General features: G+C 72.2%; 22 protein-coding genes. 5 read left to right on the forward strand and 17 right to left on the reverse strand.

What is annotated here, in order from left to right:
- Position 1: 1 nt before the first annotated feature.
- From AF335_RS16860 to AF335_RS16880, 5 genes are all read right to left on the reverse strand, one after another.
- A complete protein-coding gene (locus AF335_RS16860) occupies positions 2-895 on the reverse strand; it encodes an ADP-ribosylglycohydrolase family protein (protein WP_102919187.1) in 894 nt (297 codons plus the stop codon).
- Positions 896-906: 11 nt separating this feature from the next.
- Positions 907-1,566, reverse strand: coding sequence for a histidine phosphatase family protein (locus AF335_RS16865; RefSeq protein ID WP_102919188.1), 660 nt, complete (start codon positions 1,564-1,566; stop codon positions 907-909).
- A 240-nt stretch (positions 1,567-1,806) separates the two neighbouring features.
- Positions 1,807-2,412, reverse strand: coding sequence for a YdbC family protein (locus AF335_RS16870; protein ID WP_102919189.1), 606 nt, complete (start codon positions 2,410-2,412; stop codon positions 1,807-1,809).
- Positions 2,413-2,445: 33 nt separating this feature from the next.
- On the reverse strand, positions 2,446-3,276 hold the full coding sequence (locus tag AF335_RS16875; RefSeq protein WP_102919190.1) for an arylamine N-acetyltransferase family protein: 831 nt from the start codon (positions 3,274-3,276) through the stop codon (positions 2,446-2,448).
- Positions 3,273-3,896, reverse strand: a complete 624-nt coding sequence (locus AF335_RS16880; RefSeq protein ID WP_102919191.1) for a TetR/AcrR family transcriptional regulator — start codon at positions 3,894-3,896, stop codon at positions 3,273-3,275. Before AF335_RS16880 ends, AF335_RS16875 begins: the two co-directional genes overlap by 4 nt.
- A 109-nt stretch (positions 3,897-4,005) precedes the next feature.
- Between AF335_RS16880 and AF335_RS16885 the strand changes: the two genes are divergently transcribed.
- Both AF335_RS16885 and AF335_RS16890 read left to right on the forward strand, forming a co-directional pair.
- Positions 4,006-4,467 (forward strand): nuclear transport factor 2 family protein, encoded by a 462-nt coding sequence (locus tag AF335_RS16885; RefSeq protein WP_102919192.1) that lies wholly within the window; start codon positions 4,006-4,008, stop codon positions 4,465-4,467.
- Between the two features lie 77 nt (positions 4,468-4,544).
- Complete coding sequence (locus tag AF335_RS16890; RefSeq protein ID WP_102919193.1) at positions 4,545-5,078, forward strand: TerD family protein; 534 nt, start codon at positions 4,545-4,547, stop codon at positions 5,076-5,078.
- A 162-nt stretch (positions 5,079-5,240) separates the two neighbouring features.
- On the opposite strand, the gene AF335_RS16895 is transcribed toward AF335_RS16890, so the two are convergent.
- Positions 5,241-6,026 (reverse strand): amidohydrolase family protein, encoded by a 786-nt coding sequence (locus AF335_RS16895; RefSeq protein WP_102919194.1) that lies wholly within the window; start codon positions 6,024-6,026, stop codon positions 5,241-5,243.
- Positions 6,027-6,127: 101 nt separating this feature from the next.
- Here AF335_RS16895 and AF335_RS16900 point away from each other — a divergent pair, with 101 nt between their 5' ends.
- Entirely contained in the window at positions 6,128-6,481 is a 354-nt protein-coding gene (locus tag AF335_RS16900) for a MerR family transcriptional regulator (protein WP_102919195.1), read from the forward strand.
- Positions 6,482-6,600: 119 nt separating this feature from the next.
- On the opposite strand, the gene AF335_RS16905 is transcribed toward AF335_RS16900, so the two are convergent.
- Together AF335_RS16905 and nrdR are read right to left on the reverse strand one after the other, a co-directional pair.
- On the reverse strand, positions 6,601-9,474 hold the full coding sequence (locus AF335_RS16905; protein WP_102919196.1) for a vitamin B12-dependent ribonucleotide reductase: 2,874 nt from the start codon (positions 9,472-9,474) through the stop codon (positions 6,601-6,603).
- Positions 9,475-9,591: 117 nt separating this feature from the next.
- Positions 9,592-10,104 (reverse strand): transcriptional regulator NrdR, encoded by a 513-nt coding sequence (gene nrdR, locus AF335_RS16910; RefSeq protein WP_102919197.1) that lies wholly within the window; start codon positions 10,102-10,104, stop codon positions 9,592-9,594.
- A gap of 571 nt (positions 10,105-10,675) precedes the next feature.
- Between nrdR and lexA the strand changes: the two genes are divergently transcribed.
- Entirely contained in the window at positions 10,676-11,461 is a 786-nt protein-coding gene (gene lexA / locus AF335_RS16915) for a transcriptional repressor LexA (protein WP_102919198.1), read from the forward strand.
- Between the two features lie 139 nt (positions 11,462-11,600).
- On the opposite strand, the gene AF335_RS16920 is transcribed toward lexA, so the two are convergent.
- The 4 genes from AF335_RS16920 to AF335_RS16935 all read right to left on the reverse strand — a co-directional run bounded on the left by AF335_RS16920 (position 11,601) and on the right by AF335_RS16935 (position 18,283).
- Positions 11,601-13,580, reverse strand: coding sequence for an ATP-dependent DNA helicase (locus AF335_RS16920; protein ID WP_102919199.1), 1,980 nt, complete (start codon positions 13,578-13,580; stop codon positions 11,601-11,603).
- A 265-nt stretch (positions 13,581-13,845) separates the two neighbouring features.
- Positions 13,846-14,700, reverse strand: a complete 855-nt coding sequence (locus AF335_RS16925) for a GNAT family N-acetyltransferase (RefSeq protein WP_376697870.1) — start codon at positions 14,698-14,700, stop codon at positions 13,846-13,848.
- A gap of 10 nt (positions 14,701-14,710) precedes the next feature.
- Complete coding sequence (locus AF335_RS16930) at positions 14,711-16,648, reverse strand: IucA/IucC family protein (protein WP_228773512.1); 1,938 nt, start codon at positions 16,646-16,648, stop codon at positions 14,711-14,713.
- A gap of 27 nt (positions 16,649-16,675) precedes the next feature.
- A complete protein-coding gene (locus AF335_RS16935) occupies positions 16,676-18,283 on the reverse strand; it encodes an aminotransferase class III-fold pyridoxal phosphate-dependent enzyme (protein WP_102919201.1) in 1,608 nt (535 codons plus the stop codon).
- Positions 18,284-18,539: 256 nt separating this feature from the next.
- Here AF335_RS16935 and AF335_RS16940 point away from each other — a divergent pair, with 256 nt between their 5' ends.
- Positions 18,540-19,727: a trypsin-like serine peptidase gene (locus tag AF335_RS16940; protein ID WP_102919202.1), complete on the forward strand. Its 1,188-nt coding sequence runs from the start codon at positions 18,540-18,542 to the stop codon at positions 19,725-19,727.
- A gap of 124 nt (positions 19,728-19,851) precedes the next feature.
- Here AF335_RS16940 and hflX read toward each other — a convergent pair whose 3' ends face one another.
- The 5 genes from hflX to AF335_RS16965 form a co-directional block, all read right to left on the reverse strand.
- Positions 19,852-21,330, reverse strand: a complete 1,479-nt coding sequence (gene hflX / locus AF335_RS16945) for a GTPase HflX (RefSeq protein WP_102919203.1) — start codon at positions 21,328-21,330, stop codon at positions 19,852-19,854.
- A gap of 134 nt (positions 21,331-21,464) precedes the next feature.
- Complete coding sequence (locus tag AF335_RS16950) at positions 21,465-22,937, reverse strand: M1 family metallopeptidase (RefSeq protein ID WP_102919204.1); 1,473 nt, start codon at positions 22,935-22,937, stop codon at positions 21,465-21,467.
- A gap of 117 nt (positions 22,938-23,054) precedes the next feature.
- Positions 23,055-25,193 carry a RelA/SpoT family protein gene (locus tag AF335_RS16955; protein ID WP_102919205.1) on the reverse strand — a complete coding sequence of 713 codons (2,139 nt, stop codon included), beginning with the start codon at positions 25,191-25,193 and terminating at the stop codon, positions 23,055-23,057.
- Positions 25,194-25,385: 192 nt separating this feature from the next.
- A complete protein-coding gene (dapF, locus tag AF335_RS16960; protein ID WP_102919206.1) occupies positions 25,386-26,264 on the reverse strand; it encodes a diaminopimelate epimerase in 879 nt (292 codons plus the stop codon).
- 64 nt (positions 26,265-26,328) lie between these two features.
- The gene (locus AF335_RS16965; protein ID WP_102919207.1) at positions 26,329-26,814 is read right to left on the reverse strand and encodes a hypothetical protein; all 486 of its coding nucleotides are present in this window, start codon (positions 26,812-26,814) and stop codon (positions 26,329-26,331) included.
- Between the last annotated feature and the right edge of the window lie 50 nt (positions 26,815-26,864).

Consider the following 26,864-nt stretch of genomic DNA (forward strand, 5'->3'; position numbering starts at 1 on the left):
GTCAGCCCCCGAGGGCGGGCAGCCAGGCAGGCAGGGGCTCGGTGCGCTCCAGCCAGGCCGCGGGCGGAGCCCCTCGTTCCGCCGCGCCGACCACGCCGCCGGCGATGGCGGACGTGGTGTCCACGTCGCCGCCCGCCTGCGCCGTCGTCCAGAACGCGGTCTCGTAGGAGCCGAGGTTGCGGGCCGCCGCCCACAGTGCGAACGGCACCGTGTCGTGGGCGCTCGTGCGGCGGCCGCAGCCCAGGACGGCGGCGACGGTGTTGGCGTCGGCGTAGTCCAGCATGTCCCGCGCCCGCCGCAGCCCCGCCTGCACGGCGCTGCGGGGCACGAGCGCGATCACTCCGTCCAGCAGCACCTCGGGGCCGACGTCGCCGGCCGGGTCGGCCGCGATGGCCGACGCCGCGGCCACGGCCATCGCCCCGGCCACGGCCTCGCGGTGCTGGTGGGTGGTGTAGGCCGAGATCTCGGCCTGGTGCGTCGCCTGCTCCGGGTCGTCGGCGTACCAGGCGCCGAGGGGCGCGATGCGCATGGCCGCGCCGTTGCCCCAGGATCCCTGGCCGTTAAACAGGGCGGCGGCCAGCTCACGCCAGTCGCCGCCCTCCCTGATCAGGCGCAGCATCCGGTTGACCGCCGGGCCGTAGCCGCGGTCGAAGTCGTGGTGCTCGGCGAAGGAACGCGCGAGGGCGTCCTGGTCGATGCGGCCGTGCTCGACGAGGACGGCCAGCACGGAGCAGGCCATCTCGGTGTCGTCGGTCCACTGCCAGAGAGCGGGCGGCAGCTCACGGCGCTTGAGGGAGGGGTAGTTGGCGGGGACGAAGAACTGGGACCCGAGGGCGTCACCCAGGGCCAGCCCGCGCAGGCTCGCCAGGGCTCGATGGAATCGGTCAGCGGTCATCGCAGCGAACTCTAACCGGTGAAGCCGTACGGTTCAGGGGTGCACCAGCGCTCGAAGGGCCGGTCCAGGTGGTACCGGCCGTCGGTGCCGAGGACCAGGGCGCGCGTCGCGCCGTTGCCAGGGTTCGAGAGGCACTCGAACTCCGCGACGGTCCAGTGCAGCCAGCGCATGCAGAAGAGCCTCATGGTCAGGCCGTGGGTGACGAGCAGGACGTTCGGCGGGTGGCCGGGATCGTCGAAGCTGCGCCACAGGCTCTCCAGGAAGGCTCCCACCCGGTCGTAGACGTCGGCGCCGGACTCGCCCTGGGCGAAGCGGTAGAAGAAGTGGCCGTAGGCGTCCCGGTACGCCTTCTGCTTGCGCACCTCGGCGGGGTCCTGCCAGTTGCCCCAGTCCTGCTCGCGCAGGCGTGGTTCCTCCCGGACCCTGACCAGGCTCGGGTCCAGGCCCAGGGCGTGGAAGGTCTGGTGCGTGCGGCGGTACGGGGAGACGTAGGCGGAGACCCGTTCGCCGCCGAACAGCTCGCGCAGCCGGCCGCCGGCCTCCTGGGCCTGCTTGCGGCCGGTCTCGGTGAGGCTCAGGGCGTGATCGGGTTCCCGTTCGTAGACGGTGTCGTCCACGTTGCCCACGGACTCTCCGTGTCGGATGAGGACGATGCGTCGGGGCCGTGACATGCCGCCACCCTAGATCGAGCGGGGGCCGTCCGCCTCGTCTCGCCCCGGGAGCGGTGTCCGGTCGACCCGGCGCACCCCTCCACCTAATGCAATCAATGTTGCGTTTACCTTCCCGGACCCGCCCCGGCACCTCGCCCGCCCCAGGCGCCCCCGCTGGCTCCCCCGCCCCCAGGCGCCCAGGACGGCCCGCCCGAGCCGGACGCCGGATCCCGTCGGCACCGGCGCGCCGCCGGAGAGGGATCACACCGTCCAGGAGGGCTCTATCGCGACGATGTCGCCCCCGATGGCCGCCACGTCCGTCTCGGTCTGGGCCCGCAGGGCCAGCCGCTCCACCCGCTCGGCCCGGTACTTGCCGTGCTCGGCCTCGGAGTTCCACAGGGAAAGCACCAGGAACTCCGGGCCCGGGGCCTCACCGAACAGGCCGCGCAGCATCCCCGGAGAGCCGGCCATCGCCGGATTCCAGACCTTCTCCTGCATGAGCGTGAAGTGCTCCACCCGGTCCTCCCGGACTCGGCAGTGGGCGAAGCGCACCACGTCCGCGTCCGCGAACTGGGGACGGAAACCCACCTTCACATCGAAGCGGTGCTCGAAGAGCCGCACCTGGATGTCCTTGTACGTCCCCGCCTGTGCGGCGGCCAGCCTGTCGTGCGAACGCGCCATGAAGGAGTCGTAGAACGCCCGGCTCTCCCAGAAACCGAAGAGATGCGCCACATGCGGACGACTTCGACTCCAGCCCCCTCCCTGGCCCCGGAACCCGGGCTCGCCGAGCAACCCCGCCCACTTCCGCTGCCCCCGCTCGAAACCGCGACGGTCCACCACGGTGCAGCGAATCCACTTGACCAGCACCGCGCCATCGTACGGCGCCGGAGGGGGCGCACATCACGTACCGGAGGAGTACGCCCCCAGGAGCCTGCCGGTGTCCGTCTCACTGAGCTCGATCCGGAACTCCCTCGCCAGCAGTTCCGTCAACTCCTCCGCCGAGATCTCCCGTTGCTCCTGCGAACCGTCGGCGCGGGCGACGGAGAACACCGAGCCCACCAGGTTCCGTCGCGACCCCTCGGTGGTCCGCTGCACCACGACGCGGGAGACGAAGGGCGAGTGCGGGTGTGTGGAGATGTAGTGGTTCATCACCGCGTAGTCGACCGGGAAGCGCTCCTCCGGGCCGATGGCGTAGAGGTCGAACCAGCCGTCCTGGTGCAGCGAGCGCAGCACGCGCGTGCCGTCGGGCCGGTGCTCGATCCCGAACGTCCAGTCGCCCTGCCGGGCCCGGGCGCCGTCGTGGAAGGGCAGCGGCTCCAGCAGGCCCTCCCCGCCGAAGCCGACGTCACACAGCCATTCCCCGCCGTCGGCGGCCACCTTCAGCGCCATGTGCGTGACGGGGCGCAGCTTGTCGGCACCCATGCGGACCCGCGCGCCGAGCCCGGTGAAGGAGAATCCGATGCGTTCCAGGGCCGCCGCGAGCAGGAGGTTCTGTTCGTAGCAGTAGCCGCCTCTGGCCTGCGCCACCATCTTGTCCTGAAGCGCCTTGACTTCCAGTCGGACCGGCCGGCCGAGCAGAATCTCCAGGTTCTCGAAGGGAAAGGCCGCCACATGACCGCGGTGGACCGCCCGCAGCGTCGGGAGGTCGGGGCCGACAACCCCTTCCAGACCGATGCGTGCCAGATAGGCGCCCAGGTCCAATTCCCTGCCACCCCACATGGCCTCACTCATCCCGTCGCCCGACTCCGCTTCCCTCGCGTTTTCTCGCGCCCCTCAGTATTCACACCCGTGACGCCGGCGGCCGCGAGGAGCACGGCGGCCGCGTCCCTCGCCCGGGCGGCCGCTTCGGGCGCGCCCGTGACGGCGGCCGTGGTGATCGCCCCGTCGACGACCAGGGCCAGCTGATCAGCCAGGGGCTCCGGGTCCGTGGCGCCGGCGGCGCGGACGAGACCGAGGAGGTAGCCGCGCACCTCGGCCTTGTGATCGCGGGCCGCCTCGGCCACGGCCGCCGAGCCGGCGCCCATCTCGCCGAAGGCGTTGATGAAGGCGCAGCCCCGGAAGTCCGGTTCACCGAACCACGCTTCGAGCCAGTCGAACACCGCGAGCGGCCGCACCGCGGCCGAGGGCACGGCCGCGACATGGGCGGCCAGGGCCCCCCGCCAGCGCCGGTCCCGCCGTCGCAGATACGCCTCGACCAGTTCCTCCTTCGACGCGAAGCACTGGTAGAGGCGCTTGAGGGAGACGCCCGAAGCCGCCCGGATCCGGTCCATGCCGACCGCCTGGACCCCATGCCCGTAGAACAGGGTCTCGGCCGCGTCGAGCAGACGGTCTTCGGCCTCGATGTCTTCCATGCCACACCCCACTAGCGAAGAGAACGTTCATTCTCTAGGCTACTCGAACATCGGGAGAACGCACGTTCTCTCGATGCGAGAGCATCACCCGCACCGAGAGAGGCACGCCATGACACAGCGCCCGCTACTGCCGCCGTTCGACGAGGAGACCGCCCGCGCGAAGGTGCGGGCGGCCGAGGACGCGTGGAACAGCCTGGACCCCGACCGTGTCGCCCTCGCGTACACGGAGGACTGCGTCTGGCGGAACCGGGACGAATTCATCGTCGGCCGCCAGGAGATCCGCGCCTTTCTCCGCCGCAAATGGGAGAAGGAGCTGAACTACCGCCTCCGTAAGGACCTGTGGTCCTGGACCGACAACCGCATCTCCGTCCGCTTCCGGTACGAGTGGCAGGACGCGACGGGACAGCAGTGGCGCAGTTACGGCAACGAGCAGTGGGAATTCGACGCCGACGGGCTGATGCGCCGCCGCGAGGCCAGCATCAACGACCTCCGGATCGACGGGTCCGACGCGATCGGCACGGGAAGCCATGGCGAACGCAGGGACGACCTGTGGACGTTCATGACAGCATGAGACAACCAACGCCACGTTCCTGGCAGTTGCCGACATCATCCCGCCGGGCATGCAGCTCCGAGGAAGGGGGAGGCCCCGTGAGCGGTCTCAACAAAGGGCTCGGAAAGGTCGAAGTGGCACTCAAGTGGGACCCCAGCCCCTCCGGCGACCCGGACCACGACCTCGACATCATCGCGGCGACCTATCCCGCGCACGATCCGTACGGCAAACCCTCGTACCTCGTGCACTTCGGCAGCCGCTCGCCGGACGGCACCATCACCCTCAACAGGGACAGCCGCACCGGCCAGGGCTTCGGCTTCGACGAGGTCATGATCCTGGAGTTCGACCGGCTGTCGGACACGTACGGCCGGGTCGTCGTAGGCGTCGCCATCCAGCAGCAGGACGACCATAAGCTGTTCGGCGCCGTACCCAACACGGCCGTCCGGATCACCGAAGGACGCACCGAGCTCGTGGCCCACGACTTCTCCGGTGTGACCGGCTGCACGGCCACGACCGTCGCGGAATTCACCCGCGACGACTCCGGGGCCTGGCGCTTCCACCCGAGCGCGCACGGCTTCGACACAGATCCGACGACCTTCGCGGCCCGCATGGGCAGCGCCCGGACGGTGTGACGCACCGGACGTGAGCGCCCTGAGGGAGGCAAGGAGCGCACGAGGGCACCACGTACGCCGCAGGGGGCGAAGCCGGGAACCGGCTCCGCCCCCTGCACCGTGCGGCTCGGGTCGGAGCCCGGGACCCCGGCGCAGCGCCATGGCGGGCGCGACCACACATGGTCAGAGGTCGAGCAGCTCCGCGAGAGTGCCGCCGAGGACGCGATCGCGCAGCGCGCCCGGCCCGGTCACGCGCTCGACGGTGGCGCGGGCGAGGAGCGGGTCGCCATAGGGCGCGTCCGAGCCGAACATCGTGCGATCGGGCACCTCTTCGATCGCCAGCCGAACCGCGAAGATGACACTCGCCGTCGACAGCTCCAGGAACAGGTTCGGGGTCTCCCGGGCCAGCTCGATGGCCGTCAGCCAGTTCAGCCCGCCGAGCTGGCTGATCACCAAGGGGACGGTCGGGTGACGGCGCGCGAGTCCGGCCAGAGTCGCCAGGTCTCCCGCCGTGGTCGGCGCGAACCCGTGCACGACGACAGGCAGCCCACCATGATCGGCGGCCGCCCGCAGAACGGGCTCGATCCGGCCGGCCCCGTCCGGTGGCGGGGTCAGCTCGCCGATGCCCCGGAAGCCCCGGCCGACGACCTCCCGTTCCACGTCCGCCGCGATCTGCGCGGCCGACCGGTCCATGCGGACCTTGCCGAAGCCGATGAAACGATCGGGATACGCGGCGCACGCCGCGGCGAGCTCCTCCCCTGCGGCCTGATGGCTGTCCGGGCCGCCGGACCGCCCGCTGACCGTCTCGTCCAGCACACGCATCTCGCGCCGGAACGAGGCCAGATCGGTGGCCCGCTCGGGGTGCGGCCGGGTGCCGAAGAGCACGGCGAGGTCGACTCCCGCCTCGTCCAGCAGGGCGATATGACCGTGCGCGGGATCGTGGACATGGCTGTGCGCGTCGATGATCAACGAATTCCCCTGTTCAGGAGCGGTGACGACGACGGAATTCCGCCGCCGGCCCCTATCGTTGAAGGTTGACACCATGGCAAGGTCAAGATCGTGGAGAAGCAATGCTGATCGGGCAGCTGGCCGGACGGACCGGGACGAGCGAGCGTCTGCTCCGCTACTACGAAAGCGTCGGCCTTCTCACCTCTGTCCGCCATGCCAACGGATACCGCGACTACGACGATGCCGCCGAGCAGACGGTCGGGCAGATCCGCGCCCTGCTGGCGGCCGGGCTGCCCACCAGCCTTATCCGGCAGGTGCTGCCCTGTTCCGTCGCGGACGGCTCACTGCGTCCCTGCCCGGGGGTCCTGGACAAGCTGCGCTCCCGGCTCGCCCGTCTCGATCAGCGGGCGGACGAACTGGCTCGAGCCCGTACGGCCCTGCAGCGGACCATCGCGGCGGCCGAGCACGCCGAGTAGCCGAGCGGCCGGTGCCGCGTCGAGTGCGGTGGTCACGGGCCTCGTACGCCAGTGAGGTGCCGGCGGAGACCGCCGACACCTCACGGAGCAACTAATTCACACCCGAGCAGGGCTCACACTCAGCTGCAGCCGCTGGTCGAGCCGCAGCCCTCGCAGAGGTAGCAGCTGCCCGCGCGGCGCATCTTCGTGCCGCAGGAGAAGCAGAGCGGGGCGTCGGCGTTCAGGCCGAGCTGCATCTCCACCAGCTCGGTGGAGTTGTGGGCCTGCTTCGGGGCCGGGACGGCGGCCACGGGCTGGGCCGGGGCCTCCGCCTTCGGCGCGGCCAGCTGGCGCGGGGCCGACTGGGCCAGACCCTCGACGTCGACCTCCTCGTCGGCCGGCTCGTACGAACCGGTGTCCAGGTGACGCTGGCGCTCCTCGGCGGAGTGGATGCCGAGCGCCGAGCGGGTCTCGAAGGGCAGGAAGTCCAGCGCCAGGCGGCGGAAGATGTAGTCGACGATCGACTGCGCCATCCGCACGTCCGGGTCGTCCGTCATGCCGGCCGGCTCGAAGCGCATGTTCGTGAACTTCGAGACGTAGGTCTCCAGCGGCACGCCGTACTGGAGGCCGACCGAGACGGCGATGGAGAAGGCGTCCATCATGCCCGCGAGGGTCGAACCCTGCTTGGACATCTTGAGGAAGACCTCGCCGAGACCGTCGTCCGGGTAGGAGTTGGCGGTCATGTAGCCCTCGGCGCCACCGACCGTGAAGGAGGTGGTGATCCCCGGGCGGCCCTTGGGGAGGCGCTTGCGGACCGGACGGTACTCGACGACCTTCTCCGTGGCGGGGGCGACGGCCTCCGGGGCCTTCGCCTCCTCCTTCTTCTTCGCGGAGAGCGGCTGGCCGACCTTGCAGTTGTCGCGGTAGATCGCGAGCGCCTTCAGGCCGAGCTTCCAGCCCTCGTAGTAGACCTCCTCGACCTCCTCGACGGTGGCCGACTCGGGAAGGTTCACGGTCTTGGAGATCGCGCCGGACAGGAACGGCTGCGCGGCGGCCATCATGCGCACGTGGCCCATGGCGGAGATCGCGCGCTCGCCCATGGCGCAGTCGAAGACCTCGTAGTGCTCGGCCTTCAGACCCGGGGCGTCGATCACATTGCCGTGCTCGGCGATGTGGGCGACGATCGCCTCGACCTGCTCCGACTGGTAGCCGAGGCGCTTGAGGGCCTTGGGGACCGTGTTGTTCACGATCTGCATCGAGCCGCCGCCGACGAGCTTCTTGAACTTGACCAGGGCCAGGTCCGGCTCGACACCCGTGGTGTCGCAGTCCATCATCAGGCCGATGGTGCCGGTGGGGGCGAGCACCGACGCCTGGGCGTTGCGGAAGCCGTTCTTCTCGCCAAGGCGGATGACGTCCTGCCACGCCTCGGTGGCCGCGGCCCACACCGGGGTGTCCAGGTCGTCCATGCGCGGGGCGGTGCCGTTGGCGTCCGCGTGCTGCTTCATGACGCGCTTGTGGGCGTCGGCGTTGCGGGCGTAGCCGTCGTACGGGCCGACCACGGCGGCCAGCTCGGCGGAGCGCTTGTAGGAGGTGCCGGTCATCAGCGAGGTGATGGCACCGGCCAGGGCGCGGCCGCCGTCGCTGTCGTAGGCGTGGCCGGTGGCCATCAGCAGGGCGCCGAGGTTGGCGTAGCCGATGCCCAGCTGGCGGAAGGCGCGAGTGGTCTCGCCGATCTTCTCGGTCGGGAAGTCGGCGAAGCAGATGGAGATGTCCATCGCCGTGATCACGAGCTCGACGACCTTGGCGAAGCGCTCGGCGTCGAACGACTGGTTGCCGTTGGCGTCGTCGCGCAGGAACTTCATGAGGTTGAGGGAGGCGAGGTTGCACGAGGAGTTGTCCAGGTGCATGTACTCGCTGCACGGGTTGGACGCGGTGATCCGGCCCGACTCCGGCGAGGTGTGCCAGTGGTTGATCGTGTCGTCGTACTGGATGCCCGGGTCGGCGCAGGCCCAGGCGGCCTCGGCCATCTTGCGGAAGAGGCCCTTGGCGTCGATCTCCTCGATGACCTCGCCGGTCATCCGGCCGCGCAGGCCGAACTTCGAACCGGTCTCGACGGCCTTCATGAACTCGTCGTTGACGCGGACGGAGTTGTTGGCGTTCTGGTACTGGACGGACGTGATGTCGTCGCCGCCCAGGTCCATGTCGAAGCCGGCGTCGCGCAGGGCGCGGACCTTCTCCTCCTCCTTGACCTTGGTCTCGATGAACGCCTCGACATCGGGGTGGTCGACGTCGAGGACGACCATCTTGGCCGCGCGGCGGGTGGCACCGCCCGACTTGATCGTTCCTGCGGACGCGTCGGCGCCGCGCATGAAGGAAACCGGGCCGGAGGCGTTGCCGCCGGAGGACAGCAGTTCCTTGGAGGAGCGGATGCGGGAGAGGTTCAGGCCGGCGCCGGAGCCGCCCTTGAAGATCATCCCCTCTTCCTTATACCAGTCGAGGATCGACTCCATGGAGTCGTCGACGGAGAGGATGAAGCAGGCGGAGACCTGCTGCGGCTGCTTGGTGCCGACGTTGAACCACACCGGCGAGTTGAAGCTGAAGACCTGGTGGAGCAGGGCGTACGTCAGCTCGTGCTCGAAGATCTCGGCGTCCGCCGGGGAGGCGAAGTACCCGTGCTCCTCACCGGCCTTGCGGTAGGTGAGGACGACGCGGTCGATGAGCTGGCGCAGGCTGGACTCGCGCTCGGGGGAGCCGGTGGCGCCACGGAAGTACTTGCTGGTGACGATGTTGACCGCGTTCACCGACCAGAAGTCGGGGAACTCGACGCCACGCTGCTCGAAGTTGATCGAGCCGTCGCGCCAGTTGGTCATGACGACGTCACGGCGCTCCCAGACCACCTCGTCGTACGGATGCACGCCGGGAGTCGTGTGGATGCGCTCGATGCGCAGACCCTTGCCGCCCTTGGTGCCCTTGGAACGGGAACCTCGTGCCGGGCCGCTCGTCGTCTCGGTCATGCCGCCTCCCTCTACGGGCAAAACGCCCTAATGCGCCCAATTCTTCCGTGGCGCGGATGTCTGTCTTTCACCCGGCGCGCGAGGCGCGCCGGGCAGGTCTCTGTATGTGTCGCCGCGCTATTCGGCGGCCGCGGCGGGTGCGGGGACCCCGGGGGCCCCGTCGCGCTCGCCGGCGGTGGTGACGGGCCGCTGCTCGCGGAGCTCCGCGACGGCGGCCTCGAAGTCCTCGAGCGAGTCGAACGCCTGGTACACGGACGCGAACCGCAGATAGGCGACGAGGTCGAGGTCCCGGAGGGGGCCGAGTATGGCGAGGCCGACGTCGTGCGTCGAGAGCTCGGCGCTGCCCGTGGCGCGCACCGCCTCCTCCACCCTCTGACCCAGCTTCGCCAGGGCGTCCTCGGTGACGGGGCGGCCCTGGCACGCCTTGCGGACGCCCGAGATGACCTTGGTGCGGCTGAAGGGCTCGGTGACCCCGCTGCGCTTGATCACCATCAGTGACGCTGTCTCTACCGTCGTGAAGCGGCGGGAGCAGTCGGGGCACTGGCGGCGCCTGCGGATCGAGCAGCCGTCATCGGTGGTCCGGCTGTCGACCACTCGGCTGTCGGGGTGCCTGCAGAAGGGGCAGTGCATGGCTCTCCACCCTCCTCACCCTCGTAAGACTGTGCACGATCTCCGGCTTCGCCGGGCCCCTCGTTCGGGCTCTTGCGAAGCAGCTCCCAGCATAGGCGATGCCCACGGCCGGAGATGACCAGCCGAGACTCATGGACCACAACCAGTGGGAAGCCGCCACCCATCAAACCACTAGATCTGGTGCCGGGTGGGCAAGCGCGCCGGATGCGTGTCGCACGCCACGCCCGGATTCCGTCCCCACGGGGGACGCTCCGGCCGGAGCCCGACGGGAGCATCCGTGGCACGCTGATGACACACTGGGCGCGACGCCCGCACGGCGCTCACGAGGCACGGCACCACCGCCCGAGGCCGCCGCGGCCACCCGCTCGGCGGGGCCTGCGGGGTGCGGCACGGCCGTTCGGGCTTCGCACCGAAGGGTACCGTAATCGCCCGAATTGATCTTCGGCCGTACACCTTCTCACCTGATCGCGTCAGCCAATCTTCGATATTTCACTCGAACGTGTGTTTGGCGCAACCTTTCGAAAGCAACTACCGTTGTCCAGCTAGGGAGAACATTTCGAGAGGGGCCGACGTGACCACCACCGCAGACAGCGCCACCATCACCGCCCAGGACCGCTCCCAGAACCGACTCGACCAGGCACACCCGATGAATGACGCAGCCATGACCGGGGAGGGGCAGAAGCCCGCCCGCGCCCTTCCCGGACGACCTCCAGGAATCCGGGCGGACAGCTCGGGACTCACCGACCGGCAGCGGCGGGTCATCGAAGTGATCCGGGACTCCGTCCAGCGGCGGGGATACCCACCCTCCATGCGCGAGATCGGCCAGGCGGTGGGGCTGTCGAGCACCTCCTCCGTGGCCCATCAGCTCATGGCGCTGGAGCGCAAGGGGTTCCTCCGCCGGGACCCGCACCGCCCCCGGGCGTACGAGGTGCGCGGCTCCGACCAGCCGAGCACCCAGCCGACCGACACCACCGGCAAGCCCGCGGCCTCGTACGTCCCGCTGGTCGGCCGTATCGCCGCCGGTGGTCCGATCCTGGCCGAGGAGTCCGTCGAGGACGTCTTCCCCCTCCCCCGGCAGCTCGTCGGCGACGGGGAGCTGTTCGTCCTGAAGGTGGTCGGCGACTCCATGATCGAGGCCGCCATCTGTGACGGTGACTGGGTGACGGTGCGCCGCCAGCCGGTCGCGGAGAACGGCGATATCGTGGCCGCGATGCTCGACGGCGAGGCCACGGTCAAGCGTTTCAAGCGCGAGGACGGCCATGTGTGGCTGCTCCCGCACAACGCCGCCTACCAGCCCATCCCCGGCGACGAGGCCACCATCCTCGGCAAGGTGGTGGCGGTGCTGCGCCGGGTCTGAAGGAGCATCGCAAGACCGGGCCCCGGAACCACTGCGCCGGTTCCGGGGCCCTGCTGTATCCCGACCGGGCCCAGCAGGTACGGGCCCGGAGCCCCGCCGCGCGTCCGGGAGCAGCGGCGCAGCACCGTGCCCGCCCCGCTTACTTCTCCTCGGCCTTGGCCGCCGTATCGATCGCGGCCAGCGAGCGGCGCACCTGGTTACGGTCCGTGGTGTACCAGAAGTCCGGCATGGACGCCCGCAGGAAGCTTCCGTAGCGGGCGGTGGCCAGCCGGGGATCGAGCACCGCCACCACACCCCGGTCGCCCGAGGCCCGCACGAGCCGGCCGGCGCCCTGCGCCATCAGCAGCGCCGCGTGCGTCGCGGCGACGGACATGAAGCCATTGCCGCCGGCCTCCTCCACCGCCTTCTGCCGGGCGCTCATCAGCGGGTCGTCGGGGCGCGGGAAGGGCACCCGGTCCATCACGACGAGCTGGCAGCTCGGCCCCGGCACGTCCACCCCCTGCCACAGCGACAGCGTGCCGAACAGACAGGTGCGGGCGTCGGCGGCGAAATTCCGGATGAGCTCGCCGAGGGTCTCCTCGCCCTGGAGCAGGATCGGCGTGTCCAGCCGCCCGCGCAGCGCCTCAGCGGCCGCCTGGGCGGCGCGCATCGAGGAGAACAGGCCCAGCGTGCGGCCGCCGGCGGCCTCCACCAGCTCGGCCAGCTCGTCGAGCATGTCGGTGCGGCTGCCCTCCCGGCCGGGCTGGGAGAGGTGCCGGGCGACGTACAGGATGCCCTGCTTGGGGTAGTCGAAGGGCGAGCCGACGTCGACGCCCTTCCACTGCGGGACGTCGGCGCCGCCGGTGCCCTCCGGCGCGAGGCCGAGGGAGGCACCCACCCCGTTGAAGTCGCCGCCGAGCTTGAGCGTGGCGGAGGTCAGGACCACGGACCGCTCGGCGAAGAGCTTCTCCCGCAGCAGCCCCGACACCGTGAGCGGGGCGACGCGCAGGGACGCGCCGAAGCGGTCATGGCGCTCGTACCAGACGACGTCGTACTCGGAGCCTTCGACGATGCGCTCGGCGACGGTATGGATGTTCTCCACGGCGGCGAGGGCCTGCTTGCGGACGGCGTCCTCGTCCTGGACGGACTTGTCGCGGGTGTTGCCGATGCAGGTGATCACCGTGCGGGCGGCGTCGCGCAGCGCCGCCAAGGCGTACCCGAGATCCTCGGGGAGCTCTTCCAGGCGACCCGGAAGCGCCAGCTCCATCAGCCGCTCGAAACCCTCGGCGGCCGTCTGGAGGCCGTCCGCCGCCTTCTCGTCGACCAGCTTGGCCGCCCGGCGCACCGCGCGGTTGACCTGGCCCGGGGTGAGCTCGCCGGTGGCCACGCCGGTGACCCGGGAGACCAGCTCATGGGCCTCGTCGACGATCAGCACCTCATGGCTGGGCAGCACCGGGGCGCCCTCGATCGCGTCGATGGCGAGGAGGGCGTGGTTGGTGACCACGACATCGGCCAGCTTGGCGCGCTCGCGCGCCGCCTCGGCGAAGCACTCCGCGCCGTACGCGCACTTCGACGCGCCCAGGCACTCCCGGGAGGTCACCGAGACCTGGGACCAGGCCCGGTCGGAGACCCCGGGGGTGAGGTCGTCGCGATCACCGGTCTCGGTCTCGTCCGACCAGTCGCGCAGGCGCAGCAGGTCCTTGCCCAGCTTGCTCGTCGGCGCCGCCGCCTCGAAGGGGTCGAAGAGGCCCTCTTCCTCCTCCTGCGGCACTCCCTCGTGGAGCCGGTGCAGGCACAGGTAGTTCGACCGGCCCTTGAGCATGGCGTACTGCGGGCGGCGGCGCAGCAGCGGCTGGAGGGCGTCGACCGTGCGCGGAAGATCGCGCTCGACGAGCTGGCGTTGGAGCGCGAGCGTGGCGGTCGCGACGACCACGCGCTCGCCGTGGGCCAGGGCGGGCACCAGATAGCCGAGGGACTTTCCGGTGCCGGTGCCGGCCTGCACGAGCAGGTGGTCACCGCCGTCGACGGCTTCGGCGACGGCTTCGGCCATGGTGACCTGGCCGGGCCGCTCGGTGCCGCCGACGGCGGTGACGGCGGCGTGGAGCAGGTCGGCGAGGGAGGGCGAGGAGGAGGGAGTCATAGCTCTTCCACCCTAAGGGGCGGCACTGACATCCCCGACGCTCTCCGGGGATCGGCCGGACGGAGCGCGGCGCCCGGAGACCGGGTGGGCAAGATCCGGGCGGCCGCGTCCGGCGGGCGGGAGCGTACGGGACCGGCACCACGGCTCGTGGGCCCGGGGCGGTACGGGTGGCGGCGCGCGACATCCGCCCGTACGAGTGAGCGGAAATCGGGCCGGGGCGTGCCCAGTTGTGCCGCGACGGCGTGAAGAGGGGCGCGCCGGGGGCTCAGAGGAGCGCGCGCAGGGCGCGGTCGCGGATCATCAGGGCCGCGCGCTTGCCCGGCAGGTCGAGCTCGCCGGTCAGCCGGAAGCCCGCGCTGAGGAACGCGGCCACGCAGGGGGTGTTGCGGAGGTCCGGTTCGGCGACGACCCGGGCGCAGGCGGGCCGGTGGTCCAGGATGTGGTCGGAGACGGCGCGCAGCAACCGGCTCCCGATCCCCCGGGCCCGGTCGGCGACCTTGCCGATGAGGATGTGGACGCCGGTGTCGTGCGGCCGGGCCGGGTAGTGGCGGGCGAGGGGGTCGAGGTCCGCGCGGTAGATCTCCCAGTAGCTCATGGGGACGCCGCCGACCACGCCGAGGCAGGGGAGGCTGCGGCCGTCCCCGTCGAGCTGCGCGCGCAGGTGGGCCTCGATGACGCTCTCGGGGCCGTCGAGCGACCAGAAGGCCGCGACAGCCGGGTCGTTCATCCACCGGGCGAGGAGCGGGAGATCGCGCTCCAGCCGGACGGGGACGAGCTGGAAGCCGCCCACCGGGGTGGCGACGGGTCCCCAGTCGGCGAGGAAGTCGAGGAGGTCGTGGCCACCGAGGCCGAGCCCTTGGCCGGACCCGCCCATCGGTTGCCCGGCGCCCTGGCCGAGCCCTCCCCCGGCCGCCTCCGGCCGGTCGCAGGCGATGAGCTCGACGAAGTCGTCCGGCAGCCTCAGGTCGAGGGTGTCCTCGGTGCTGGAGTGGACACCGGGGTCGGTGGGTTGCACGGACACACGCTCCTTTCGAGGTTTCGGCCGGGCCGGAGGTCCGTCCGGCCTCGGCCGCTCCGGGATCCCGGACCCCGTTCGCCCAGCCCCCGGAGTCCGGGGCACCGGCCACGGGTCATCCGGCGGACGTGACCAGGGGGTTGGCGATGGTGACGTAGACGGACTGGGTGTCGACCGGTCCCACGAGCTCGTCGAGCCCGTGCAGCCTGGTCAGCAGATTGGCCTTGCAGCGCAGGGTGGGCGCTTCCAGGAGACGGGCGGGCAGGGACGAGCGGGTCGCGGCCGGTCCGCCGGCGGCGCCCTGGAGGAAGCGCCGGAGGGCGGCGAGCAGGATCCGCTCGTCGGCGAGGCGCTGGGCACCGAAGGCGCCGATCAGCCCGAGGACGTTGTTGATGCCCAGGTAGTAGGTGAACCTCTCGTCGGCCACCGCGTCGGAGACGAAGGTGTCGCTCTCCGCCCCGATCCCGGGCAACAGCCGGTCGAGCGCCTCTCGGTGGGACTCACGGAAGTAGTAGCCCTGGTTGTCGCGGTAGCGCCCGCCGACCGGCCAGCCGTCCCGGTCGAGGAGGACGAGGGTGTTCTGCTGATGGGCCTCCAGGGCGATGCCCGCCTCGCCGTCGAGCCACAGCACAGGGCGGACGACGGCCTCCAGATACCGCAGGAACCACTCCGCGGAGACGGTTCCGACGGGCCGGCCGGTGCGCAGGGAGAGTCGGCCGACGATATCGGCGAGCCGGGAGTGCATGGTGAGGTGCCCCGCCGGTCCCGGGGCTTCGAGGCCGTCCGCCCAAGGGCGCGGCGAGACGATCCCGGCCAGGCAGGCGGCGTCGTCCCCGGGGCCGAAGGGGTTGTGCCGGACGACGGCGTCCAGGCCGGGGAGCGGGGTACCGTCCGGGGCGTCCACGGCCAGCCAGGCCGGGTCGCGGACGATGTCGAAGCCGAGCCCGCCGGCGCAGGCCGCGCGCCACCGCTCGGCGAGGCCGCTGCGCAGCAGGCGGTGCACCTCCACCCCCCGCCACAGCTCCTTACGGAGGTTCTCCCTGCGGGAGTTGGTGATGCGCAGCCCCAGGGAAAGCTTCAGCATGGCGGGCGCGCCGGGGCGGTGGACCGTACGCACGGAGGAGGTGGGGTGCCAGGGCTCGCCGAAGGGGCCGAGGTCGCGGAGCAGCCCGGCGTCCATGAGGGCGGCCACGGCGGGGCGGCAGCGGATGTCACGCGCCTGCCAGGGGTGGAGCGGCAGCGGCACGGTGTCCGGGGGGACGCGCAGGCCCGGCCCCGCGAGCCGGACGGCCAGGGTGACGGCGTCCACGGCGCGGCCGCGCTCGGTCCAGGCCGAGTCGGTGGCGAGCAGGGAGCGGTGGACGGCGAGCCAGTGCAGGGGGAAGGAGCCGCGCGCCTCCGGGGAACAGCGGTGGGACTCCGCCTCGGAGAGCCCTTCGCGGCTCTTGGGGGCGGGGTGGAGCGGGTGGCCCAGGAGCAGGGACTGCTCGGCGTGGAGGAAGAGGTTACGGGTGTCGGGGTCGGCGGGCCGCGCACGGCGGGCGGCCAGGAACCCCGCCGTGCGGCGGGCCGAGTCCGCGACCCGCCCGACGAGCGCGGCGCCGTCCTCGGCGGGGGTGCCGCCGGAGCGTACGGCGTGGTGCGCCGCCTCGCGGACGAGGAGGGCGGCCAGGGTGACGGCGTCGACCGCCGACGCGTCGGCGGGGCCGCCCGTCAGGGCGGCCGGACCGAAGCGGTGCCAGCCGGCGGCGGACCAGTGGCGTACGGGCACGGTCAGCGCGGTGCCGCTGGCGGTGAGGGGCACCGTAAGGGCGTCGCCTTCGGGCCGGGAGAGGTCGTTCTCCCTGACCCAGCAGCGCAGCAGGCTCTCGACCGTGGCGGCGTCCGCCGCGATCCTCGGGTCGGGGTGTTCGAGTGGGTCCGTGGCGGCCGCCACGGGGGCGGCTCGGCCGCTCTGGTGGGGCACCGCAGGGGGCGGCACGGGCCCGGGCGGCCGGCCCGGCTCGCGCTCCTGGGCGGCGGTGGACGCGTCCGTCCCGTGGGGTGCGTTCATACGGTGTGCGGCGGGCATGCCACGGCTTCAGGCCGGGTATGCGGCGCCTGCCTCCTTCGGCGTGCTCAGGGTGGCTGCGCGGTGGCCCGTCCGGCAGACCGCGGCGATGGCGTCGGCGAGCCGGTCGAGGACCGCTTCGGCCTGCTCGTCGGTGAGGGTGAGCGGTGGCAGGAGGCGTACGACGCAGGAGTGGCGGCCGCCCAGCTCCACGATCAGGCCCCGGCGCAGGCACTCCCGCTGGACCGCGACGGCCAGCTCCGGAGCGGCGGGCGGCGGCTCGGGCCGGTGGGAGGCGCGGAAGCCGTACGGCTCCGCCCCGGCGGGAGCCGCACGGCCCGGCCGCCCGGCGGCCTGCGGCGGCAGGGCCGACCCGGGCTGCCCGGCGCCGCCCGGCTGGGGGCCCGCCAGCCAGAGGCCGTCCGCGAGCAGATCGGACTCCGGCCGTCCACCGTCCGCGCCGGGGCCCGTCGCGGCGTCGCCGGCGCCTTCCGGGGCCGGCTGCCCGGCGGGGCCGCCGGGGCGGACGAACTCGATGCCGGTCATGAGCCCGAGGCCGCGCACGTCCCCTACGCAGTCGTACTCCCGGGCGAGCTCGCGGAGGCGGCGGAGCATCCGCTCGCCCAGGGCCGCGGCGCGGCCGGCGAGGCCGTTCTCCCGGACGTGGCGCAGGGTCGCGGTGCCGGCCGCCATGGCCAGCTGGTTGCCCCGGCAGGTGCCCGCGTGGTCGCCGGGCCGCCAGGCGTCGAGGTCCGCGCGGTAGACGACGGCGGCGAGCGGGAGGCCGCCGCCGATCGCCCTGGAGAGCACCATCACGTCGGGCACGATCCCGCTGTGCTCCACCGCCCAGAACGTCCCCGTGCGGCCCACGCCGGTCTGCGCCTCGTCGGCGATCAGAGGGATGGAGCGGGCCGCCGTGACGGCGCGCATCCGGCGCAGCCAGCCGTCCGGCGCGGGGACGACCCCGCCCTCGCCCTGTACGGGCTCGACGACCATGCCGGCCGGGGCGCGGACGCCGCTCCCGAGGTCGTCGAGCAGGCTCTCGGTCCAGTGCACGGCCAGGCGCGCGCCGTCCTCGCCGCCGATGCCGAACGGGCAGCGGTAGTCCTGCGGGAAGGGCAGCCAGGTCACCCGGGCGCCGGGCGCGGCCATCGGCCCTTCCGCCATGCCGTGGTGCGCGCCGGTGAACGCCAGCAGCCCGTCGCGCCCCGTGGCGGTGCGGACGAGCGTGAACGCGGTCTCCACGGCGTCCGTGCCGGCCGGTCCGCAGAACTGGATGCGCGCGGAGTCGGCCAGCTCCCGGGGCAGGGTGGCGAACAGCTCGCTGGTGAAGGCGTCCTTCACGGGCGTCGCGAGGTCCAGGACGTGCAGCGGGGCCCCCGAGTCAAGGACGGCGCGGATGGCTTCGAGCACGACCGGGTGATTGTGGCCCAGCGCGAGTGACCCGGCGCCCTGGAGGCAGTCCAGATAGCGGCGTCCGTCGGCGCCCTCGATCGTCAGGCCCCGGGCGCGCACCGGCACGATGGGCAGGGAGCGTGCGTACGTCCGGGCGGCCGGTTCCCGTGCCGACTGCCGCCGGAGAATGCCGTCGTGGGCCGTGGACGACTGTGCCGTCGGCGGTAGCTGGGTCACGGCCACGGCTTCGGATCCTCCTGCTGATGAACGCCGGTCGGTTCTCTCCCGTACGTACCAACGACGCCACGGGCCACGGAACACGGCCGACGGTCAAGATCCTTCGGTGCGGAACCGGGGACCCGGCCTCCTCCGTCTCCCCTTCCACCGGCATAGTGGGGCCCTGCTCCTCCACTGGGGCGGTGCATGACAACTTCATAGGGTGTTCCGAGCAGAGCGGGCACACCGTCACACAGCAGATCGATCAGGGGGAACCCACTCCATGCCTTCCATCCGCCGGCCCGCGCTGGCCGCGGCCGTCCTGTCCGCCGCGCTGGCCCTGACCGCCACCGCGTGCGGCCCCTCCGAGGACAAGGCCGCCGGCGGCGACAAGCCCAGCGCCTCCGCCGCGCAGACGGGCGACGACGTCATCCAGCTGCCCAAGAACCTCCCGTCCTCCCTCAAGGACCTGGACAAGTGGAAGAACGGCGCCTGGAAGAACTGGGACAAGGATCAGTGGCTCCGTGAGGCGCGCGACTTCATCAACCCGATGATCAAGGGGCACTGGAAGCCCGACACGATGAAGGACGCGCGCTCCAGCGACAAGACGCTCACCAGCAAGGGCGCTCCCGGGGCGGCCCCGGGCGCCTCGGGCGACCAGGGCGTCACCGACCCGGAGCCGAACCCGGTCCAGGCCAAGTCGGTCGAACTGCCCTACCACAACTACGCCGCCCCGGTCGGCAAGGTCTTCTTCGACAGCCCCGAGGGCCACATGGTCTGCTCGGCCACGGTCGTCAAGGACCCGGCGCACCCCGGCAAGTCCAACATGGTGTGGACCGCGGGCCACTGCGTGCACGCCGGCAAGAAGGGCGGCTGGTACCGCAACATCGCCTTCGTGCCGTCCTACAACGACAAGGGCCTGCCCGGCGCCCAGGTCAACACCGCTCCGGTGCAGGACGTCGCCCCGTACGGCGTGTGGTGGGCGGACTGGGCCCAGACCTCCGGCCAGTGGATCACCCAGGGCTCGGAGACCGGTGGCGCGGGCGCTCCTTACGACTTCGCCGTGCTGCACGTGAAGCCCGAGGCCGGGGCCGGCAAGTCACTGGAGGAGACCGTCGGCAACGCCCTTACGGTCGACTTCAACGCTCCGCAGGTGAAGTCCATCCAGTCCATGGGCGCTTGGGGCTACCCGGCCGCGCCGCCCTTCGACGGCCAGAAGATGTACGACTGCGTCGACCGGCCGGGCCGGCTGACGATCGAGCCGTCGCAGCCCACGATGTACCGCATCGGCTGCACCATGACCGGCGGTTCGTCGGGCGGCGGCTGGTTCGCCAAGCGCGACGGCAAGGTGGTGCTGGTCTCCAACACCTCCATCGGCCCGTCCGACAGCACATGGCTCGCGGGCCCGCGCCTCGGCACCGAGGCGAAGGGCGTCTACGACGCGCTCAGCCAGAAGTTCGCCAAGCGCTGAGGCACCGCCCGGAGCCCCCTGAGCGGCTCCGGGAAGCGGTCGGAGAAACGGTCTTCCAAGACCGAAGGCCCGCCCCCGGTATCGGGGGCGGGCCTTCGCGTTCCTACGTTCCGGGTGGGACCGGTCAGTCGCCGGTCGTCCCGCAGCGCTGGAGCTCCGCGGCGAGCTCCTCGTGCACCCGCGCCTTGATGAGGGTGCCCTCCTCGGTGTGCTCCTCGGAGATCACCTCACCGTCGGCGTGGACCCGCGCGATCAGCGAGCCCTGGGTGTAGGGCACGAGCGTCTCGATCTCGACGGCGGGCCGGGGCAGCTCGGTGTCGATCAGACCCAGCAGCTGCTCGATGCCCTCGCCGGTGCGCGCCGAGACCGCGATGGAGTGCTTCTCGACCCGCAGCAGGCGCTGCAGGACGAGCGGGTCCGCGGCATCGGCCTTGTTGATCACCACGATTTCGGGCACGTCGACCGCGCCGACCTCACGGATGACCTCGCGCACGGCGGCCAGCTGCTCCTCCGGCGCCGGGTGCGAGCCGTCCACCACGTGGAGGATCAGGTCGGAGTCGCCGACCTCCTCCATGGTGGAGCGGAACGCCTCGACGAGGTGGTGCGGCAGGTGCCGGACGAAGCCGACGGTGTCGGCCAGGGTGTAGAGCCGCCCGGTGGGCGTCTCGGCCCGGCGGACGGTCGGGTCGAGGGTGGCGAACAGGGCGTTCTCCACCAGCACGCCCGCACCGGTGAGCCGGTTGAGCAGCGAGGACTTGCCGGCGTTGGTGTAACCGGCGATGGCGACCGACGGGATCTTGTTCCGGCGGCGTTCCTGGCGCTTGATGTCGCGCCCGGTCTTCATCTCCGCGATCTCCCGGCGCATCTTCGCCATCTTCTCGCGGATCCGCCGGCGGTCCGTCTCGATCTTGGTCTCACCGGGGCCGCGGGTGGCCATGCCGCCGCCACCGCCACCACCCATCTGCCGGGAGAGCGACTGACCCCAGCCGCGCAGCCGCGGCAGCATGTACTGCATCTGGGCCAGCGCGACCTGGGCCTTGCCCTCTCGGGACTTGGCGTGCTGGGCGAAGATGTCGAGGATCAGGGCGGTGCGGTCGACCACCTTGACCTTGACGACGTCCTCGAGGTGGATGAGCTGACCGGGGCTGAGCTCACCGTCGCAGACCACGGTGTCGGCGCCGGTCTCCAGGACGATGTCCCGGAGCTCTTGGGCCTTGCCGGAGCCGATGTACGTGGCCGGGTCGGGCTTGTCGCGGCGCTGGACGACACCGTCGAGTACGAGGGCGCCGGCGGTCTCCGCGAGGGCGGCGAGCTCCGCGAGGGAGTTCTCCGCGTCCTGCGCCGATCCGGACGTCCAGACACCGACCAGCACCACGCGCTCCAGGCGCAGCTGGCGGTACTCGACCTCGGTGACGTCCTCCAGCTCGGTGGAGAGACCCGCGACACGGCGCAGCGCAGCGCGCTCGGAGCGGTCGTACTGCTCGCCGTCGCGCTCCCCGTCGATCTCGTGGCTCCAGGCGACGTCCTCTTCCATCAGGGCGTCGGCCCGAAGGCCATCCGGGAGGTTCTGCCGGTCCTGGGGAAGGGAAGAAGAGGAGGTCATTTGATCCTTACGTCGTTGGGAAGAGGTGGCTCCTGACCGGAGCCACACCGTCGACAACGCGTGACGACGCCCGGAGATTCCCGAGTTCGGCCGCCGCGCCGACCTGTTGATCGTGCCACGCCGTGGCCTGGTCGTCACGCGGATTTCGAGACGGGCTTCCAGTCCGGGTGACCAGGCATGGGCGGGGTCGTTGCTTCGTACAACCAGGCCCTCAGGAACTGTGTCAGGTCCTGGCCGGAGACCTGCGAGGCGAGGGCGACGAAGTCGGTCGTGCCGGCCGTGGAGTCGCGGTGGCCGGCGACCCACTCCCGCTGCAGGCGCTCGAAGGCGGGAGCGCCGATCTTCTGGCGCAGCGCGTAGAGCACCACGGCCCCGCCGTCGTAGACATTGGGGCGGAAGATACTCGTCTTCCGCCCCGGCTGGGGCACCTTGGGGGCTGCGGGCGGGCCGCCGTCGGCGCGCCAGGCGTTCGAGTGCTCGTAGGCGGTGCGCATCCGGGCGGTGAACGAGGTGCCGCCCTTCTCCTCGGCGTACAGCGCCTCGTACCAGGTGGCGTGGGCCTCGTTGAGCCAGAGGTCGGACCAGGCGCGCGGGCTGACGCTGTCGCCGAACCACTGGTGGGCGAGCTCGTGGACCATGACGGACTCGAGGTACCAGCCGGGGATGTCGGTCCTGACGAACAGGTTGCGCTCGAACAGCGAGAGGGTCTGGGTCTCCAGCTCGAAGCCGGTCGAGGCGTCGGCCAGCAGCACCCCGTACGTCTCGAAGGGGTACGGGCCGATCTTCTTCTCCAGCCACGCCAGATGGGCGGGCGTCCTGGCCGTCCACTTCTCCAGCCGGCGCCGGTCGGCGGCGGGCACGACGTCGCGGACGGGGAGGCCGTGCGGGCCGGTGCGGTGGGGGACGGCGGAGCGGCCGATGGAGACCTGGGCGAGCTCGGTGGCCATCGGGTGCGGGCTGCGGTACGTCCACGTGGTCTGCGCGCCGCTGGTCGAGCGCCCGTCGGGGAGCCCGTTGGCCACCACGGTCAGATCCTTGGGGGCGGTGACGCGGAAGGTGAAGCGGGCCTTGTCGGAGGGGTGGTCGTTGCCGGGGAAGACGCGGTGGCCCGCGTCGGCCTGATTGGCCATGACCAGGCCGTCGCTGGTGGGCACCCAGCCGGTGTCGGCGGCGCGCGGATCGCTGGTGTGGTGCACGGTGACGGTGAAGTGCCCCTCGTCGGGCAGGGCGACCGCCGGGGTGACGACCAGGTCCTCCTTGGCGGGGGTGAACTCGGCGGGCAGGCCGTTGACCGCCACGGAGCGGACGGCGCCGCCCGCGAAGTCGAGGTTGAAGTGGTCCAGCCGGTCGGTGGCCTCGGCCTGGAGCGTGGTGACGGCGTCGAGCGGCTTGTCGTTGCCGTGATAGGTGAACGCGATGTCGTAGGCGATGACGTCGAAGCCTGGATTGCCCAGCTCCGGGAAGAGCCGGTCGCCGATGCCCTGCGGGGTCGCGGACGGCGGGGCGGCGGCGCCCAGGAGGAGGGCCGAGACGGCTGCGGCGAGGGCGGCCCGGCGGCACGCGGACCGCCAGGGGATCGGGGAGCGTCTCCCGGGTGTCTGGGGCATGCGTCCACCGCTATCAGCGCCGGGGCCCCCGCCGTCGGCGGCACGACGCCGCCCCACCCATATGAGCGTTCCGGAAGGATGTGCGGCCACCGGGCGAGCGGTTGGGCCGCCCTCGGGTCACAGCGGGGCGCCCGCGACGGCCCGCCCCGCCCGCTCGACGTCGTAGACCCCCGGCACCCGGCGCATCGCCCGCATCAGCTCCGGCAGCCGGCCCGCGTCGGTGAGCTGGAGGGTGTAGGTGTGGCGCACCCGCTGCTCGTGCGGCGGCTCGACGGCGGCCGAGATCACGGCCGCGCCCTCGGCGGCGATGGCTTCCGTGAGGTCCGCGAGGAGGTGCGGCCTGCTGAACGACTCGGCCCGGAGGGTCACGCGGTAGTCGCAGGCGACGGCGCCGTCGGGCGCGCCCCAGCGCACGTCCACCGGCTCACGGCCCGAGGCGGTCATGCGCCCCACGGCCGGGCACTCGGCGCGGTGCACGGTGACGGTGCCGCCCCGCACCTCGAAGCCCGTGACCTTGTCGGGCGGCACGGGGGTACAGCAGCCGGCCAGCCGGACGCTCGCGGCCGCGAGGTCGGCGCCGTCGGCCGCGACGACCACCGGCCAGCGCAGGGCCGGGGCGGTCGAGCGGGGCGGCGGGCAGGGGCGGTCCGCGGCCGCCGGCGCCGGCGAAGCGGCCGGGTCCGGGGCCGGGTGGGTGGCCAGCCAGCGCTCGATGGCGATCCGCGCGGCGGGCGTACGGGCGTGCTCCAGCCAGTCGGGAGAGGGGCCGGACACGGTGTCACGGGACATCAGCAGGTGCAGCGTGTCCCCGTCGCGCAGGACGGTGCTGAGGGTCGCCAGACGGCCGTTGACCCGCGCCCCGATGCAGGCGTGCGCGCCTTCCCCGTGCTGGGCGTAGGCGGCGTCGACGCAGCTGGAACCGGCCGGCAGGCCGATGGTGCCGCCGTCGGCGCGGAAGACGGTGACCTCGCGGTCCTGGGCGAGCTCGTCGCGGAGCGAGGTCCAGAAGGTGTCGGGGTCGGGTGTGGCGCGCTGCCACTCCAGGAGCCGGGAGAGCCAGCCCGGCCGGGTCGGGTCGACGCGCTCGCCGTCCGTCGCGTCGGGCGTCTCGGGCGCCGCGTAGGGGTTGCCGAGGGCGACGACGCCGGCCTCGGCGACGCGGTGCATCTGATGGGTGCGGATGAGGACCTGCGCGGGCTCGCCGCTCGGGCCGGCCACCGCGGTGTGCAGGGACTGGTAGAGGTTGAACTTCGGGACGGCGATGAAGTCCTTGAACTCGGAGACGAACGGCTGGAAGCACGTGTGCAGTTCGCCCAGGACGGCGTAGCAGTCGGCGTCCTCCCCGACGAGCACCAGGAGTCTGCCGAGGTCCGAGCCGGTCACCTTGCCGCGCTTGAGGCGCACCCGGTGGACGGAGACGAAGTGCCGGGAGCGGACGAGGACGTCGGCGGCGATGCCCGCGTCGCGCATGACGGAGCGGATGCGCTCGGCGGTCGCCTCCAGCGGGTTCGGCCCGGCCGCGTGGGACGTGTGGGAGAGGACGAGGTCGCGGGTGCGGGCGTACTCCTCGGGGTGGAGGATCGCGAAGACGAGGTCCTCCAGCTCGGTCTTGAGGGCCTGGACGCCCAGCCGCTCGGCGAGGGGGATCAGCACGTCACGGGTGACCTTGGCGATGCGGACCTGCTTCTCGGGGCGCATCACGCCGAGGGTGCGCATGTTGTGCAGGCGGTCGGCGAGCTTGATGGACATCACGCGGACGTCGTTGCCGGTGGCGACGAGCATCTTGCGGAAGGTCTCCGGCTCGGCCGCCGCGCCGTAGTCGACCTTCTCCAGCTTGGTCACGCCGTCGACGAGGAAGCGGACCTCCTCGCCGAACTGCCCCCGCACCTGATCCAGCGTCACCTCGGTGTCCTCGACCGTGTCGTGCAGCAGGGAGGCGGTCAAGGTGGTCGTCTCGGCGCCCAGTTCGGCGAGGATCAGGGTCACGGCGAGCGGGTGGGTGATGTACGGCTCGCCGCTCTTGCGCGTCTGACCGCGGTGCGAGGACTCCGCGAGGAGGTAGGCGCGGCGGAGGATGTCGAGGTCCGCTCCGGGGTGGTGGGCGCGGTGGACCTTGGCGACGTGGTCGATCGCGTCCGGGAGCCGGCCCCGGGAGCCGGAGCCGCTCAGCGCGGCGCGCCCCAGCCGTCTCAGGTCGAGACGGGCCCGGCCGCGCCAGCGGCCGGGAGCACCGTCGTTCGGGGCGTCTGCGCTCATGGGCACCTCCGGCAGCGTCGACCGGCGGTCGGCTCACGCCTCCGGACCGGTGCTTGATGCTACCGAGCCCATCACGCACTGCTCGCCCGCTCTCGCCCAGAGTGAAACGGATCACCCATTCGAGCGAGCCACGCTGCCGGTCGCTCGGCAAACGGTCCCGGGCCGGGGTAGTGCGCCCGTGGCGGGCGGGCGTCAGCCGAGGACGGTGTCCAGCCAGGACGCGTCGAAGACGCCCTCCGCGACGATCACCGCGGGACCGGTCATCTCGACGGATCCGTCGGGCGTCTCGGCGATCTCCAGGCGCCCGCCGGGGAGGTCCACCGTGTACGTGACGGGCAGGCCGGTGACCGCCGGGTCGAGGCCGTCGCGGCGGGCCGCCGCGACCATCACGGCGCAGGCGCCCGTGCCGCAGGAGCGGGTCTCGCCGGAGCCGCGCTCGTGCACCCGCATCGCGACGTGGCGCGGGCCGCGGTCCACGACGAACTCGACGTTGGTGCCGTCGGGGTACGCGCCCTCCGGGGCTACGGCGGGGGCCGTGTACAGATCGCCCGCGTCGGCGAGGTCCTCGACGAAGCAGACCGCGTGCGGGTTGCCCATGTTGACGTGGAGGGCGGGCCGGCTGCGGGTGCCGACCGTGACCGTGACGGGGCCGGCCGGCAGCAGGGCCTTGCCCATGGAGACGGTGATCCCGCCGCCGGAGCTCTCCTTGGCGATGTGGGCGCGGCGGACGCCGGCGCGGGTGGCGACGGCGAGGTCGCCCTCCTCGGCGAGCCCGGCGTGCCTGAGGTAGCGGGCGAAGACGCGGACGCCGTTGCCGCACATCTCGGCGACGGTGCCGTCGCTGTTGCGGTAGTCCATGAACCACTCGGCCTCGTCGGCCATCGCGCGCGCCTCGGGGTGGGCGGCGGAACGGACGACGCGCAGCACGCCGTCCGCGCCGAGCCCGGCCCGGCGGTCGCACAGGCGGGCGACGGCGGCCGGGGACAGCTCGATCCGGCCGTCGGGGTCGGGGACGATCACGAAGTCGTTCTCCGTGCCGTGGCCCTTGAGGAAGGCGATCTGAGTGCTCACGCTTCGATGGTACGGGGCGGGTACGACATCGCCCCTGGCCAGGCCCCTCGGGGCCGGCTGCCCGCTAGCGGAGGCGGGCGACGCGCCACACGGCGAGGACGACCACCAGGGCGACGACGGCGGTGTACGAGGCGACGTAGCGCCAGTCGGGCCGGGTGCCGGAGCCCCGGGGCGGCAGGCCGGGCCAGGTGTAGCCGACGCGGCGGGCCGCCATCACGCCCCAGCCCGCGGCGCAGCAGCTGATCAGCAGGCCGAGCATGGCGACGACGGGCCCGCCGTCGCCGAACTCGAAGGCGAGCGGGAAGGCGAACATCAGCGACCCGATCGCGGCGAGGACGACGATGGGCGCGATCTGCCAGACCCGCAGCCTGCGCTGCGGGCGCAGCTCCCGAAAGGAGGCCGGGGCGGTCGCGTCGGGGGCGGCGCCGTCCGTCTCGCCGGTGTCCTCGGGGCCATCCGGAGTCAGTGCTTCCGATTCGCCCCCGGCCACCACCGGGCGGTGCCCCCGCCGGGGCGGCTGTTGCGGTCTGTCGCGAGGGCCGGCCTCCATCGCCACGCGCCCTCCCAACTCGGACTTCACGGCTCGATCGAAGCTTGATG

Source organism: Streptomyces eurocidicus, assembly GCF_002891295.1.
Taxonomy (GTDB): domain Bacteria; phylum Actinomycetota; class Actinomycetes; order Streptomycetales; family Streptomycetaceae; genus Streptomyces; species Streptomyces eurocidicus.

Excerpts from the sequence above, each read along its gene's own strand:
- AF335_RS16930 (WP_228773512.1), bottom strand. The coding sequence starts at position 16,648 with ATGAACGCACCCCACGGGACGGACGCGTCCACCGCCGCCCAGGAGCGC.
- AF335_RS16900 (WP_102919195.1), top strand. The coding sequence starts at position 6,128 with ATGCTGATCGGGCAGCTGGCCGGACGGACCGGGACGAGCGAGCGTCTG.
- hflX (WP_102919203.1), bottom strand. The coding sequence starts at position 21,330 with ATGACCTCCTCTTCTTCCCTTCCCCAGGACCGGCAGAACCTCCCGGAT.
- AF335_RS16920 (WP_102919199.1), bottom strand. The coding sequence starts at position 13,580 with ATGACTCCCTCCTCCTCGCCCTCCCTCGCCGACCTGCTCCACGCCGCC.
- AF335_RS16885 (WP_102919192.1), top strand. The coding sequence starts at position 4,006 with ATGACACAGCGCCCGCTACTGCCGCCGTTCGACGAGGAGACCGCCCGC.
- AF335_RS16880 (WP_102919191.1), bottom strand. The coding sequence starts at position 3,896 with ATGGAAGACATCGAGGCCGAAGACCGTCTGCTCGACGCGGCCGAGACC.
- AF335_RS16955 (WP_102919205.1), bottom strand. The coding sequence starts at position 25,193 with ATGAGCGCAGACGCCCCGAACGACGGTGCTCCCGGCCGCTGGCGCGGC.
- AF335_RS16965 (WP_102919207.1), bottom strand. The coding sequence starts at position 26,814 with ATGGAGGCCGGCCCTCGCGACAGACCGCAACAGCCGCCCCGGCGGGGG.
- AF335_RS16860 (WP_102919187.1), bottom strand. The coding sequence starts at position 895 with ATGACCGCTGACCGATTCCATCGAGCCCTGGCGAGCCTGCGCGGGCTG.
- nrdR (WP_102919197.1), bottom strand. The coding sequence starts at position 10,104 with ATGCACTGCCCCTTCTGCAGGCACCCCGACAGCCGAGTGGTCGACAGC.
- AF335_RS16865 (WP_102919188.1), bottom strand. The coding sequence starts at position 1,566 with ATGTCACGGCCCCGACGCATCGTCCTCATCCGACACGGAGAGTCCGTG.
- AF335_RS16950 (WP_102919204.1), bottom strand. The coding sequence starts at position 22,937 with ATGCCCCAGACACCCGGGAGACGCTCCCCGATCCCCTGGCGGTCCGCG.
- AF335_RS16905 (WP_102919196.1), bottom strand. The coding sequence starts at position 9,474 with ATGACCGAGACGACGAGCGGCCCGGCACGAGGTTCCCGTTCCAAGGGC.
- AF335_RS16875 (WP_102919190.1), bottom strand. The coding sequence starts at position 3,276 with ATGAGTGAGGCCATGTGGGGTGGCAGGGAATTGGACCTGGGCGCCTAT.
- AF335_RS16940 (WP_102919202.1), top strand. The coding sequence starts at position 18,540 with ATGCCTTCCATCCGCCGGCCCGCGCTGGCCGCGGCCGTCCTGTCCGCC.